11 protein-coding genes are annotated in these 13646 nt (G+C 67.2%); 5 read left to right on the top strand and 6 right to left on the bottom strand.

Going from position 1 to position 13646, the window contains the following annotated elements:
- Window positions 1-117: 117 nt before the first annotated feature.
- The 4 genes from ACVK00_RS15005 to purN all read right to left on the bottom strand — a co-directional run bounded on the left by ACVK00_RS15005 (window position 118) and on the right by purN (window position 4860).
- A complete protein-coding gene (locus ACVK00_RS15005; protein WP_105834862.1) occupies window positions 118-1314 on the bottom strand; it encodes a DesA family fatty acid desaturase in 1197 nt (398 codons plus the stop codon).
- A gap of 223 nt (window positions 1315-1537) precedes the next feature.
- Complete coding sequence (locus ACVK00_RS15000; protein WP_284897268.1) at window positions 1538-2920, bottom strand: mechanosensitive ion channel family protein; 1383 nt, start codon at window positions 2918-2920, stop codon at window positions 1538-1540.
- 18 nt (window positions 2921-2938) lie between these two features.
- Window positions 2939-4201 carry an RsmB/NOP family class I SAM-dependent RNA methyltransferase gene (locus ACVK00_RS14995; RefSeq protein WP_228905341.1) on the bottom strand — a complete coding sequence of 421 codons (1263 nt, stop codon included), beginning with the start codon at window positions 4199-4201 and terminating at the stop codon, window positions 2939-2941.
- A complete protein-coding gene (gene purN / locus ACVK00_RS14990) occupies window positions 4198-4860 on the bottom strand; it encodes a phosphoribosylglycinamide formyltransferase (protein ID WP_011657713.1) in 663 nt (220 codons plus the stop codon). The genes ACVK00_RS14995 and purN overlap by 4 nt, the downstream gene beginning before the upstream one ends.
- 123 nt (window positions 4861-4983) lie before the next feature.
- Between purN and ACVK00_RS14985 the strand changes: the two genes are divergently transcribed.
- The 5 genes from ACVK00_RS14985 to dut all read left to right on the top strand — a co-directional run bounded on the left by ACVK00_RS14985 (window position 4984) and on the right by dut (window position 11200).
- Entirely contained in the window at window positions 4984-5976 is a 993-nt protein-coding gene (locus ACVK00_RS14985; RefSeq protein ID WP_006750061.1) for a bifunctional riboflavin kinase/FAD synthetase, read from the top strand.
- 102 nt (window positions 5977-6078) lie between these two features.
- On the top strand, window positions 6079-8916 hold the full coding sequence (gene ileS, locus ACVK00_RS14980) for an isoleucine--tRNA ligase (protein ID WP_284897274.1): 2838 nt from the start codon (window positions 6079-6081) through the stop codon (window positions 8914-8916).
- A gap of 2 nt (window positions 8917-8918) precedes the next feature.
- Window positions 8919-9419 (top strand): signal peptidase II, encoded by a 501-nt coding sequence (lspA, locus tag ACVK00_RS14975; protein ID WP_011657716.1) that lies wholly within the window; start codon window positions 8919-8921, stop codon window positions 9417-9419.
- A 67-nt stretch (window positions 9420-9486) separates the two neighbouring features.
- Window positions 9487-10698, top strand: coding sequence for a bifunctional phosphopantothenoylcysteine decarboxylase/phosphopantothenate--cysteine ligase CoaBC (coaBC, locus tag ACVK00_RS14970; protein WP_284897277.1), 1212 nt, complete (start codon window positions 9487-9489; stop codon window positions 10696-10698).
- A 55-nt stretch (window positions 10699-10753) separates the two neighbouring features.
- Window positions 10754-11200, top strand: coding sequence for a dUTP diphosphatase (dut, locus tag ACVK00_RS14965; RefSeq protein ID WP_011657718.1), 447 nt, complete (start codon window positions 10754-10756; stop codon window positions 11198-11200).
- Between the two features lie 55 nt (window positions 11201-11255).
- Here dut and ACVK00_RS14960 read toward each other — a convergent pair whose 3' ends face one another.
- Both ACVK00_RS14960 and ACVK00_RS14955 read right to left on the bottom strand, forming a co-directional pair.
- Window positions 11256-12026: a COG4705 family protein gene (locus tag ACVK00_RS14960; RefSeq protein ID WP_228905356.1), complete on the bottom strand. Its 771-nt coding sequence runs from the start codon at window positions 12024-12026 to the stop codon at window positions 11256-11258.
- Window positions 12027-12173: 147 nt separating this feature from the next.
- Window positions 12174-13553, bottom strand: coding sequence for an amino acid permease (locus ACVK00_RS14955; protein ID WP_284897282.1), 1380 nt, complete (start codon window positions 13551-13553; stop codon window positions 12174-12176).
- Window positions 13554-13646 lie beyond the last annotated feature (93 nt).

The following is a 13646-nucleotide window of genomic DNA, read 5'->3' as shown; positions in this document are numbered from 1 at the left end:
GCCCCAAGCCTCATACCAATCCACCCTGCCGATCGGCCATCAAAAACCGGCGGCCCAAATGAAAAAACCCCGCCAACGCGGGGTTTGTGACGTCCTTAGATTCTAATCGATTTCGAATCAGGCGTAGCGACGCAGACGTGTCGCGAATTCCTGCAGCGCCTTGATGCCGCTTTGTTCCGCGCGATGGCACCAATCCTGCAATTGCGCGAGCAGCTGTTCGCGCGATGCGGTCGAACGATCCCAGATCGCGGCCAGATCCTGGCGCAGCTGGAAGTACGTCTGCAGCTTCTGGCTGTTCGCGAAGATTTCCGGCAGCAGCTTCTTCTGCGGCTCGTCGAGGCCGTCGGCGTCCTTGTGGAACCACTTGCGCGCGCTGCGCATCAGCTGGTACTTGTCGCTCGCACCGAGCTCCTTCAGGTGCGCGAGCTCCTGGCGGTATGCACGCTTGACGGCCTTGCCGTAGCGCGCCATCACTTCGTAGCGGTTCGACAACACGGCCTGCAGCGTTTCCTGGTCGAGCACCGTCTTCGGCTTGTTCAGGCGCGGCGTCGGTGCGACCTTCTTCACCTTCGCGAGACCGAATGCCGACATGATGCGGATGTACATCCAGCCGATGTCGAACTCGTACCACTTGTTCGACAGCTTCGCCGACGTCGCGAACGTGTGGTGGTTGTTGTGCAGCTCTTCGCCGCCGATCACGATGCCCCACGGGAACAGGTTCGTGCTCGCATCGGCCGAGTTGAAGTTGCGGTAGCCCCAGAAGTGGCCGAAGCCGTTCACGACACCGGCGGCCCAGAACGGAATCCAGACCATCTGCACGGCCCACACGGTCAGGCCGAGCACGCCGAACAGCGCGACGTCGAGCACCATCATCAGGCTCACGCCGAGGATCGGGTACTTCGAGTACAGATTGCGCTCGATCCAGTCGTTCGGCGTGCCGTGGCTGAACTTGCGCATCGTTTCTTCGTTCTTCGCTTCCGCGCGATACAGCTCGGCGCCCTCGAGGAACACCTTCCAGATCCCGCGCGTCTGCGGGCTGTGCGGATCTTCCTCGGTTTCACACTTCGCGTGGTGCTTGCGATGGATCGCGGCCCACTGGCCCGTCAGCATGCCGGTCGTCATCCACAGCCACATGCGGAAGAAGTGGCTCGCGATCGGATGCAGCTCCAGCGCGCGGTGCGCCTGGCAGCGATGCAGGTAGACCGTCACGCCGATGATCGTGACGTGCGTGACGGCGAGCGCGAACAGCGCGACCTGCCACCACGAAAAACGCAGGAGCCCGTGGGAAAGAAAATCGAGCAGGGAATTCAACAAGGCAGTTACCTGTGGTGAGAGCGACGCCGACGCGGGCCGACGTCATAAAAATGAAAGCATACCGCGTGTAGACCGGAATTTTACTTCAACCGTTCCAAGTCTTTGTAAAAAATGAATATTTTCTTGTCTTGACGCAACGCGGACAGTCCATCTCCGGACCCGGAAAGCCTCGCGATCCCATTCTGGCCGTCGAATTTACCGATTCTGGCCGGCGTGCCGCGCCTTAGGCCGCCGACGCCTGCCCGTCCACCGGGCCGACACCGGCCACGGGCACACCCTGCGCTACCACGCCTGTCGCCGCAAGACCGTCGGGCAGGCCGACCACGCGCACTTCGCGCTGCGGGAACGGGATCGAGATCCCGTGCTCGCCGAACAGCCGCCAGATGTTGCGGTTCACGGCCGAACGCACGCCCGACGTGCCCTTCGCCGCATCCTCGATCCAGAAACCAAGCTCCAGATCGATCCCGTCCGCGCCGAAGCCGACCAGGTACGGAGCCGGCGCCGGCTCCGCGAGCACGCGCGGCACGCCCTTCGCGGCTTCCGCCAGCACCGACAACGCCTGCTCGACGTCGTTCGTATAGGCGACCTGCACGGCGACCTTCGCGTAGCCGCGCGTCAGGTACGACGACTGGTTCTGCACGACGTCCGTGATCAGCTTCTCGTTCGGGATCAGCGTCTCGTTGCCGTCGAGGCCGCGCACGACCGTATAGCGCGTGCGGATCTGCGTGACGACGCCCTGCAGGCCGCCGACGCTGATCGCGTCCCCGAGCCGCAGCGAGCGATCGAGCAGGATGATGAAGCCCGACACGTAATTGCTGGCGACCTTCTGCAAGCCGAAGCCGAGGCCGACGCCCAACGCGCCGCCGAACACGCCGAGCACCGTCACGTCGATGCCGACGAGCGACAGCCCGATCAGGATCGCCGCGAACACGAGCAGCGCGCGGCCGACCCGCGACAGCACGACCTTCAGGTTCGCGTCGAGCGTGCTCGCGCGCGCGAGGCGATCCTCGAGCACCGAGCCCAGCCACATCGCGACCATCAGCGTCACGCACACCCACAGCGCGCCGGAGATCACCGACAGCAGCGTGAGATGCGCATTGGCCACGCGGAACTGCACGCTGTCGAGCCAGCCGAGCACGTCGCGCTGGATGCCGAGCACGGTCAGCACCATCGCGGCCCACACGACGGTCGATACGATCTTCTCGACGATCGACAGCCACGCATGCGTGTGGCCGTCGCGCGCAAACACGCGCCGCGCGAAGAAGAACAGCACGTAGATCAGCCCGATGCCGAACAGCGGCACGAGCGCGAGCGACAGCAGCGACGTCGACATGAACGGGTCGAACGCGAGCTGCGCGACGCCGACGAAAATGCCGCCGAACAACGGGAACAGCGCACGTTTCAGGCTATCGGCGCCCGCACCGGGCGCGCGTCCGGCCGCCCTGCGGCGCGCATCGATCCGGCCGTGCACGAAGCGCGCGGCCAGCCATGCGAAACACAGTGCGCCGACGAGGATCGCCGCCTGCCAGATCATCACCGGCTGGTGGAAATCGCGAATCACCGAGGCCAGCCGGCGCGACAGCAGGCGGCTTTGCAGACTCTCCATCGTCCGTCCGCGCCGCCGTTACTGCGCGCGCCGTTCGAGCACCGCGGCGAAGAAGCCGTCGGTCGCGTGGCGGTGCGGCCACAGCGACAGGTAGTCGCCGGTCTCGATCTCGATGCGCTGGTCGGCCAGCACCTGCTGCGCGGGCACCAGCACGAACTCCGGATGATCGGCCAGGAACTGCTCGACGATCGCTTCGTTCTCCGCGTGGAGCACGCTGCAGGTCGCGTACACGAGCCGGCCGCCCTTCTTCACGAGACGCGCGGCGCTCGCGAGGATCGACGCCTGCTTCGGCGCGAGCTCCTCGATCGACGTGCGCGTCTGGCGCCACTTCAGGTCGGGATTGCGGCGCAGCGTGCCGAGGCCACTGCACGGCGCGTCGACCAGCACGCGGTCGATCTTGCCGGCGAGCCGCTTGATCTTCGCATCGTGCTCGCTGTCGATCAGTACCGGGTTCACGTTCGACAGCCCGCTGCGCGCGAGGCGCGGCTTGAGCTTGGTCAGGCGCTTTTCCGACACGTCGAACGCGTAAAGGCGCCCGGTCGAGCGCATCATCGCGCCGAGCGCGAGCGTCTTGCCGCCGGCGCCCGCGCAGAAATCGACGATCATCTCGCCGCGGCGCGGCGCGACCAGCGAGCACAGCAGCTGGCTACCCTCATCCTGCACCTCGATCTGCCCTTCCTGGAACAGTTGCAGGCGCGTGAGCGCCGGCTTGCCGACGACGCGCACGCCCTGCGGCGCGAACGGCGTCTCGCCCGCGTCGATGCCGTTCGCGCGCAGCGCGTCGATCACCTGGTCGCGCGTCGCCTTCTGCGCGTTGGCACGCAGGTCGAGCGGCGCCGGGTAGTTCAGCGCGGCGGCGAGCTGCGCGAGTTCGTCGGCGTCGAAACGGGCCGACAGCGCCTGGTAGATCCAGTCCGGCAGGTTCGTGCGCACGCGCACCGGCAGGCTCGCCGGATCGATCTTCGACACGTGCTCGAGCCACGCGGCCTCGGTGTCGGACACGAACGGCTTCAGCGCATTGCGGCCGAGCGTCTGCATCAGGCCCAGCAGCGTGAGGCGCCGTGCGGGGCTGCCCGTGCCGCTCTCGGCAAGGTGAGAAAACTCCATCTTCCGGCGCAGCACCGCGAACACCGCCTCGGCGATCACGCCGCGCTCGGCGTGGCCGAGCTTCGGGTGCGCGCGGAAGAACCGGCTCGTCGTCGCGTCGGCGGGGCCGGTGAACTTCAGCACCTCCGCCAGCAAGGTCTCGGTCTGGCCAATCAGGAATCCGTGCAGCTTCATACGCCCTCGCTCGTTTCGGTATGCGGTTGATCCGCGAAAATCCAGCGCGCCTCTTCCGGCGCCACCACTGCCCGGCCGTTCTCGAGGCGCAGGCGCCCCTCGACGAACCAGCGCACCGCACGCGGATACAGCACGTGCTCGACCGTCAGCACGCGCCGCGCGAGCGCGGCCGCGTCGTCGCCCGCACGCACGGGCACCGCGCCCTGCGCGACGATTGCGCCGCTGTCGAGCTCGGGAATCACGAAATGCACGCTCGCGCCATGCAGCGCGACGCCGGCATCCAGCGCCTGCTGGTGCGTGTGGATGCCCTTGAAGCTCGGCAGCAGCGACGGATGGATGTTCAGCAGCCGGCCTTCATATCGTCTGACGAAATCGGGCGTCAGGATGCGCATGAAGCCGGCGAGCACGACGAGATCGGGCGCGAAACGGTCGATTTCGGCGGCGAGCGCCGCGTCGAAGCTGTCACGGCCGTCGAACGACCGGTGGTCGACCACCGCGGTCGCCACCCCGTGCGACGCGGCAAAAACCAGGCCGGCCGCGTCGGGCCGGTTGGCGATCACGGCGGCGACCTGGGCCGGCCAGCGTTCCTGCGCGCACGCGCGGACGATGGCCTCCATGTTGCTGCCGCGACCGGAAATCAGGATCACGAGTTTTTTCATCCGCGAATTTTACCATTCGCCCCCGCGTTTCCCCCCTTCTCGGCCGCCGGGCCGCCCGAACGTTTATAATCTTCTGCTTTGCGGCATCCCACCGCCCATTCCCCCGACGCTGCATCCGCTATCGTGAAAGTCTTCCGCGGCCTGCCCAACGCCGAGAGCCGCGCGCCGTGCGCGCTGACGATCGGCAACTTCGACGGTGTCCATCGCGGCCACCAGGCCCTGCTCGCGCGCGTGCGCGCGGCAGCGGACGCGCGCGGCCTGCCCGTGTGCGTGATGACCTTCGAGCCGCATCCGCGCGAATTCTTCAATCCGGCCGGCGCGCCGCCGCGCATCGCGATGCTGCGCGACAAGCTGGAAGCGCTGCGCGACCACGGGGTCGACCGCGTCGTCGTCGAGCACTTCAACCACACGTTCGCGAGCCAGTCGCCGCAGGCGTTCGTCGAACGCACGCTGGTCGGCGGGCTGCACACGCGCTGGATGATGGTCGGCGACGATTTCTGCTACGGCGCGAAGCGCGCGGGCACCTTCGACACGCTGAAGGCGGCCGGCGAACAGTACGGTTTCGAAGTCGAGCAGATGGGCACGGTCTCCGGCAGCGACGGCACGCGCATCTCCAGCTCCGGCGTGCGCGCCGCGCTCGCCGCGGGCGATCTCGACGCGGCCGCGCAGGCGCTCGGCCACGGCTATGCGATCAGCGGCCACGTCGCGCACGGGCTGAAGCTCGGCCGCGACCTCGGCTTCCCGACCCTGAACCTGCCGATCGCGCACAAGCGGCCGGCGCTCGCGGGCATCTTCGTCGTGCAGGTGCACGGCCTGGGCCCCGCCCCGCTGCCGGGCGTCGCGAGCCTCGGGCTGCGCCCGACCGTCGACGATTCCGGCCGCGTGCTGCTCGAAGTCCACCTGCTCGACTGGCACGGCGATGCGTACGGCAAGCTGATCCGCGTCGAATTCCTGAAGAAGCTGCGCGACGAGGCGAAGTTCGACGATCTCGAGGCGCTGTCGCGCGCGATCGCACTGGACGTCGCGAATGCGCGCGCGTACTTCGTCGAGCGCGCCCGCGCGCCGGGCAGCCGCGCGACCGGCTTCTCGACGTCGGCGACCGACCGAATTAGCTGATCCGGCCAGCGGCGCCACGCGCCGCGCCCTCGCGCCGCCCACCCGCGCGCATCCCCGATTCACGACGCACGAGCGTCCCTCGATTTAGATAGCGATCCCATCATGAGCAACAAGAAAGCCGATTCGAAACCGCAGGCCAAGTATCCGGTCAACCTGCTCGACACGCCGTTCCCGATGCGCGGCGACCTGCCCAAGCGCGAGCCGCAGTGGGTCAAGGAATGGGAAGAGCGCGGCATCTACGAAAAGATCCGCGCGGCCAGCAAGGGCCGCCCGAAGTTCATCCTGCACGACGGCCCCCCGTATGCGAACGGCGACATCCACCTCGGGCACGCGGTCAACAAGATCCTGAAGGACATCGTCGTCAAGTCGCGCAACATGGCCGGCTTCGACGCACCGTACGTGCCGGGCTGGGATTGCCACGGGATGCCGATCGAGATCCAGATCGAGAAGCAGTTCGGCAAGTCGCTGCCGGCGGCCGAAGTGATGAGCAAGGCGCGCGCGTACGCGACCGAGCAGATCGAGAAGCAGAAGGTCGGCTTCAAGCGCCTCGGCGTGCTCGGCGACTGGGCGAATCCGTACAAGACGATGAACTTCGTCAACGAGGCGGAAGAGATCCGCGCGCTCGGCAAGATCATCGAGAAGGGCTACGTGTACCGCGGGCTGAAGCCGGTGAACTGGTGCTTCGACTGCGGCTCGGCGCTCGCCGAGGCGGAAGTCGAGTACAAGGACCGCACCGACCCGACGATCGACGTGATGTTCGCGTTCGCCGAGCCGGAAAAGACCGCCCAGGCGTTCGGCCTGCCGGCGCTGCCGCGCGCCGAGGGCGGCATCGTGATCTGGACCACCACGCCGTGGACGATCCCGGCCAACCAGGCGCTGAACCTCCATCCGGAAATCGTCTACGCGCTGGTCGACACCGAGCGCGGGCTGCTGATCATCGCGGAAGAACGCGTCGCCGCCTGCATGGCCGACTTCAAGCTGACCGGCCGCGTCGTCGCGACCGCGCCCGGCGTGAAGCTCGCGAACCTGCGCTTCCACCACCCGCTCGCGTCGGCCCACCCCGGCTACAAGCGCACCGCGCCCGTCTACCTCGGCGACTACGTGACGACCGACACGGGTACCGGCGTCGTGCACTCGTCGCCCGCCTACGGCATCGAAGACTTCATCTCGTGCAAGGCGCACGGGATGACCGATTCGGACTTCATCAACCCGGTGATGGGCGACGGCCGCTACATCGAATCGCTGCCGCTGTTCGGCGGCCTGTCGATCTGGGACGCGAACCCGAAGATCGTCGACGCGCTGAACGCGGCCGGCTCGCTGCTGCGCAGCGAGAAGTACACGCACAGCTACATGCACTGCTGGCGCCACAAGACGCCGATCATCTACCGCGCGACGTCGCAATGGTTCGCCGGCATGGACGTGACGCCGCGCGACGGCAGCAAGACGCTGCGCGAAGCGGCGCTCGAAGGCGTCGACGCGACCGCGTTCTACCCGTCGTGGGGCAAGCAGCGCCTGTTCAGCATGATCGCGAACCGTCCCGACTGGACGCTGTCGCGCCAGCGCCAATGGGGCGTGCCGATGGCGTTCTTCGTGCACAAGGAAACCGGCGAGCTGCACCCGCGCACGCTCGAGCTGCTCGAGGAAGTCGCCAAGCGCGTCGAGCAGGCGGGCATCGAGGCGTGGCAGTCGCTCGATCCGCGCGAGCTGATCGGCGACGACGCAAATATGTACGAAAAGAACCGCGACACGCTCGACGTGTGGTTCGACTCGGGCACGACGCACTGGCACGTGCTGCGCGGCTCGCACAAGGATCAGCTGCAGTTCCCGGCGGACCTGTACCTCGAAGGCTCCGACCAGCACCGCGGCTGGTTCCACTCGTCGCTGCTGACCGCGTCGATGATCGACGGCCGCGCGCCGTACAAGGGCCTGCTCACGCACGGCTTCACGGTCGACGGCGAAGGCCGCAAGATGAGCAAGTCGCTCGGCAACGGTGTCGACCCGCATGAAGTCGCGAACCGCCTCGGCGCGGAAATCATCCGCCTGTGGATCGCGTCGACCGACTATTCGGGCGAGCTCGCCATCTCCGAGGAAATCCTGAAGCGTGTGACGGAAGGCTATCGCCGCATCCGCAACACGCTGCGCTTCCTGCTCGCGAACCTGTCGGACTTCGACTTCGCGCAGCACGCGGTGCCGGTCGACGAATGGCTCGAGATCGACCGTTATGCCGTCGCGTTCTCCGCGCAACTGCAGACGGAATTGCTCGGCCACTACGAGAAGTACGAGTTCCACCCGGTCGTCGCGAAGCTGCAGACGTACTGCTCGGAAGATCTCGGCGGCTTCTACCTCGACGTGCTGAAGGACCGCCTGTACACCAGCGCGGCCGATTCGCGCGCGCGCCGCTCCGCGCAGACCGCGCTGTACCACCTGACGCACGGGCTGCTGCGCGTGCTCGCACCGTTCCTGTCGTTCACCGCGGAAGAAGCGTGGAAGGTGTTCCAGCCGGCCAGCGACACCGTGTTCACGGAAACCTACTACGCGTATCCGGAAGTGGCCGGCTCGGCCGCACTGATCGAGAAGTGGGCGCTGCTGCGCGACGTGCGCGGCAACGTGACGAAGGCGCTCGAGGAAGCACGCACCGCGAACCGCATCGGTTCGTCGCTGCAGGCCGAAGTGGCCGTGCATGCGAGCGGCGCGCGCTACGATGCGCTGACGAGCCTCGGCGACGACCTGAAGTTCGTGCTGATCACGTCGGCGGCGACAGTCGTGAAGGTCGACGACGAAGCGCAGGAAAGCGTCGACGTCGCGGCGTCGAAGTACCAGAAGTGCGAACGCTGCTGGCACTACCGCGAGGACGTCGGCGCGCACGCCGACCACCCGACGCTGTGCGGACGCTGCTTCTCGAACCTGTTTGAAAACGGCGAAATCCGGAGCGCGGCTTAACTATGGCAAAAACCCTGTCGAAACCGGCCAGCGGCGCGCTCGCGCCCTGGCTCGGCATTTCGCTGATCGTGATCCTGTTCGACCAGCTGTCGAAAATCGCGATCCTGAAAACGTTCGCGTACGGCGCGCAGCATGCGCTGACGTCGTTCTTCAGCCTCGTGCTGGTGTACAACCGCGGCGCCGCGTTCGGCTTCCTGTCGACCGCGAGCGGCTGGCAGCGCTGGGCGTTCACCGCGCTCGGCATCGGCGCGACGCTCGTGATCTGCTTCCTGCTGCGCCGCCATGGCCAGCAGCGGCTGTTCAGCCTGTCGCTCGCGCTGATCCTCGGCGGCGCGCTCGGCAACGTGATCGACCGGCTGGTCTACGGCCACGTGATCGACTTTCTCGATTTCCACGTCGGCGGCTGGCACTTCCCGGCGTTCAACCTCGCCGATTCCGCGATCACGATCGGCGCGGTGCTGCTGGTCTACGACGAACTGCGTCGGGTGCGCGGCTCGCGCTGAGCGCGCATACTCGGTGTCGACGGCCGGCTTCGCGCCGGCCGTTCCGTTTGACCCTTGGAGGCCTGAGTTGGCACACGCAGAACTCGCTGGAAAACACCTCGTTCTCGGCCTGACGGGCGGCATCGCCTGCTACAAGATCGCCGAGCTCACCCGGCTGCTGACGAAGGCAGGCGCGACCGTGCAGGTCGTGATGACCGAAGCCGCCGCGCAGTTCATCACGCCCGTCACGATGCAGGCGCTGTCCGGCCGGCCTGTCTACACGAGCCAGTGGGACGCGCGCATCGACAACAACATGGCGCACATCGACCTGTCGCGCGAAGCCGACGCGATCGTGATCGCGCCCGCGTCGACGGATTTCCTCGCGAAGCTCGCGCACGGATTCGCGGACGACCTGCTGTCGACGCTGTGCGTCGCGCGCGACTGTCCGCTGCTCGTCGTGCCCGCGATGAACCGCCAGATGTGGCAGAACCCGGCCACGCAACGCAATGCCGCGCAACTGCGCACCGACGGCGTGTCGGTGCTCGGCCCCGATTCGGGCGCGCAGGCCTGCGGCGAAGTCGGCGACGGCCGCATGCTCGAACCCGAGGCGATCTATGAAGCCATCGTCGCGCACTTCGCACCAAAGGTGCTCGCGCACCGTCGCGTGCTGATCACGGCCGGCCCGACGTTCGAGCCGCTCGACCCGGTGCGCGGCCTCACGAACCGCTCGAGCGGCAAGATGGGCTTCGCGCTCGCGCGCGCCGCGCAGCAGGCCGGTGCCGACGTGCATCTCGTCGCGGGGCCGGTCGCGCTCGACACGCCGTGGGGCGTGACGCGCCAGGACGTGCAGACCGCGCAGCAGATGTACGACGCGGTCATGCACGCGGTATCCGACGCGGACATCTTCATCGCGGTGGCCGCGGTCGCCGACTGGCGCGTCGACCAGCCGGCCGAGCACAAGATGAAGAAGACGGCCGATCGCAAGATGCCGGCGCTCGCGTTCGTCGAGAACCCCGACATCCTCGCATCGGTCGCGGCGCTGCCCGATCCGCCGTTCTGCGTCGGTTTCGCCGCCGAAAGCGGCGACCTCGACGTGCATGGCGACGAAAAGCGCAAGCGCAAGAACGTGCCGCTGCTGGTCGGCAACCTCGGCCCGCTGACGTTCGGCCGCGACGACAACGAAGTCGTGCTGTTCGAGGCAGCCGGGCTCACGCGCCTGCCGCGCGCGCCGAAGGACGAGCTCGCGCACGCGCTCGTCGCCGAAATCGCGAAGCGCCTGCCCGACAATCACCTGATCTGATCCATTGCGCGGCGGCACGCGCCGCCGCGCCCTTCCCGACCGATTCGACGACCGCATGAAACTCGACCTGAAGATTCTCGACGCGCGCATGCGCGACTACATGCCCGCCTACGCCACCACCGGCAGCGCGGGCCTTGACCTGCGCGCGTGCCTCGACGCACCCGTCACGCTGCAGCCGGGCGAAACGACGCTGGTGCCGACGGGCCTCGCGATTCATCTCGCGGATCCCGGCTATGCGGCGCTGATCCTGCCGCGCTCGGGCCTCGGCCACAAGCACGGGATCGTGCTCGGCAACCTCGTCGGCCTGATCGATTCCGACTACCAGGGCCAGCTGATGGTGTCGACGTGGAACCGCGGCCAGACCGAATTCGTGCTGAACCCGTTCGAACGGCTCGCGCAGCTCGTGATCGTGCCGGTCGTGCAGGCGCAGTTCAATATCGTCGACGATTTCGCGCAAAGCGATCGCGGCGAAGGCGGCTTCGGCAGCACCGGCCGTCACTGAACGGCGTGATACGAAAAGGGGGCCTCGCGGCCCCCTTTCCTTTTTCCGTTTCCCCTCACCGATCGGCCGTCTGCGCGATCCGCGCGGGCGCGAGTTCGCGTCGCCGTGCCTGCGCGATGCTCGCATAGATCACCAGCGCGGCCAGCACACCGAGCAGCACCGCCGACGAGCCGACCGTGCCGAGCGCGAGCCCGCCCTTGGCGACCGGTTTCGTCAGCAGGTCGCCGACCGTCGCGCCGAACGGACGCGTGAGCACGAACGCGGCCCAGAACAGCAGCACGCCAGAGATCCGCGTGAAGTAATGCGCGAGCACGATCGCCGCGAGCAGCGCGCCGATCAGCAGCGCGCCGCCGCCGAAGCCGAGCCCCGAGCTGTCCGCGAGGAAATCGCCGAGCGCGGTGCCGAGCGTGTTCGAGAACAGGATCGCGATCCAGTACAGCAGCTCGACCTTGCGCGTGCGGATCAGGTCCACCGACAGCGACTCGCCGCTCAGGCGCCACACCGCGAAGATCGCCAGCAGGATCGCGACGAGAATCGACGAGCCTGCCGCATAGCCGAGGCCGAGCGTGCGGTCCATGAAATCGGACATCGTCGTGCCCGCGGTGCTCGTCGCAACGATCACGGCCCAGTAAATGGCCGGGCGATAGCCGGTCGTCCTGAGCTGCGCACCGAGCGTGACGAGAAAGAAACCGAACAGCAGGATCGAGCTCACCGCGTAGCCGACGTTCAGCGTCATCGACAGCAGGTCGCCGCCGGTTTCGCCGAGCGTCGTCGCGCAGATCTTCATGATCCAGAACGCGAGCGTGATTTCGGGAAGTTTGTTCATTCGAACCCCTTTTGACAGGAACGCAGCGAGCCGACGTGGGCCGGCCCGCCATGCAGACAGGTTCGAATGTTATCGCCGCCGGCTTAACGCAACCTTAGCGGCCTCGCCTCGCCGCGCGGGCCACCGCCCGTGGCGTGCGCTCACGCGTCAACGCGCGTGCTGGTGCCGGTAGTGCAGCGCATACGCGAGCGTCAGCAGCACGACGAACACGACGCCGACCACCATCGTCATCCGGAATTCGCGCGTGAACGCGGTCGTGAGCAGGACCGCACCGACGAGCGCCGCACCGAGCAGGCTGCCGAACGGGTGGCCCCACATCCGGAATGCGAGCGCCGGGCCACGATACCGCGCGCGAAAGCGCAGATGCGTGACGAAGATCATCAGCCACGTGAACAACGCGCCGAACATCGCGATCGCCATCATCACGGTAAACGCGGTGTCGGGCGACAGCGCGACCAGCACGGCCGCGACCGCGACGCCGCTGGTCGAGATCCACAGCGCCGCGCGCGGCACGCCGTTGTTGCCGAGCCGGCCGAACACCGCCGGCGCGAGCCGCGCACGCGACAGGCTGAACATCATCCGCGTCGTCACGTAGAGCTGGCTGTTCATCGCCGACAGCGCCGCGATCAGCAGCACGAAGTTGATCACGCCGGCCGCATAGGGCACGTGTGTCGCCGCCATCACCTTCACGAACGGGCTTTCGTCGGTGCCGGCCTGCGTCCAGGGCACGATCGCGAGCATCAGCGACAGCGTCAGCAGGTAGAACAGCACGAGCCGGAACACCGTCGAGCGGAACGCGCGCGTGACCGCATGCTGCGGATCGCGCGCCTCGCCGGCCGCGATCGCGACCGCCTCGATGCTCATGTAGCTGAAGATCGCGACGATCACCGCGACCCAGGTGCCCCACGGCCCTTTCGGCATGAAGCCGTCGTGCGCGGTGTAGTTCGCGAAGCCGATGCCAGAAGCCGCCGGCGCCGACCACACGAGATACGCGCCGAGCACGATGAACACGACGATCGCCGCGATCTTCAGCAACGAAAACGCGTATTCGACCGATCCGTACAGCGTGACGCTCGCGAGGTTCACCGCGATCAGCAGCGCGGAGAAGCCGATCACCCAGTACCAACCGGGCACGGCCGGGAACCAGTACTTCATGAAGACGGCGATCGCGCTGATCTCGGTGCCGATCGCGAACACCACCGCGAACCAGTACGCATAGCGCACGAGAAAGCCCGCGAGCGGGCCGACGTAGTGCTCGGCGTATGCACCGAACGAACCGGCCGTCGGATGCGCGACCGTCATTTCCGCGAGCGCGCCCATCAGCAGCAGCGCAATCAGCGCGCCGATCGCATACGAGACCAGCACGCTCGGACCGGCGAGCCCGATCGCGAACCCGCTGCCGAGGAACAGCCCCGTGCCGATCGCGCCGCCGATCGCGATCATCGCCATCTGCCCCGACGTCAGCGCGTGGCGCAACCCTTGTTCGCGCGCGACGATATTGTCGAACGACCGTTGTTGTTGTGTCACTGCGTTGCTACTCCCTGCCCCACCATTGCGCCACCGGCGCCAGATAAAACGAAACGGCGCGGAGAACTTCCCGCGCCGTTCGCATGAACAACG

Source organism: Burkholderia sp. PvR073, from assembly GCF_054055695.1.
This window is presented reverse-complemented; position numbering and strand designations above follow the sequence as displayed.

What these genes read in the sequence shown, in the direction of transcription:
- ACVK00_RS15000 (WP_284897268.1), bottom strand. Translation starts at nt 2,920, where the DNA reads ATGGAGAGTCTGCAAAGCCGCCTGCTGTCGCGCCGGCTGGCCTCGGTG.
- ACVK00_RS14995 (WP_228905341.1), bottom strand. Translation starts at nt 4,201, where the DNA reads ATGAAGCTGCACGGATTCCTGATTGGCCAGACCGAGACCTTGCTGGCG.
- purN (WP_011657713.1), bottom strand. Translation starts at nt 4,860, where the DNA reads ATGAAAAAACTCGTGATCCTGATTTCCGGTCGCGGCAGCAACATGGAG.
- lspA (WP_011657716.1), top strand. Translation starts at nt 8,919, where the DNA reads ATGGCAAAAACCCTGTCGAAACCGGCCAGCGGCGCGCTCGCGCCCTGG.
- ACVK00_RS14960 (WP_228905356.1), bottom strand. Translation starts at nt 12,026, where the DNA reads ATGAACAAACTTCCCGAAATCACGCTCGCGTTCTGGATCATGAAGATC.
- ileS (WP_284897274.1), top strand. Translation starts at nt 6,079, where the DNA reads ATGAGCAACAAGAAAGCCGATTCGAAACCGCAGGCCAAGTATCCGGTC.
- dut (WP_011657718.1), top strand. Translation starts at nt 10,754, where the DNA reads ATGAAACTCGACCTGAAGATTCTCGACGCGCGCATGCGCGACTACATG.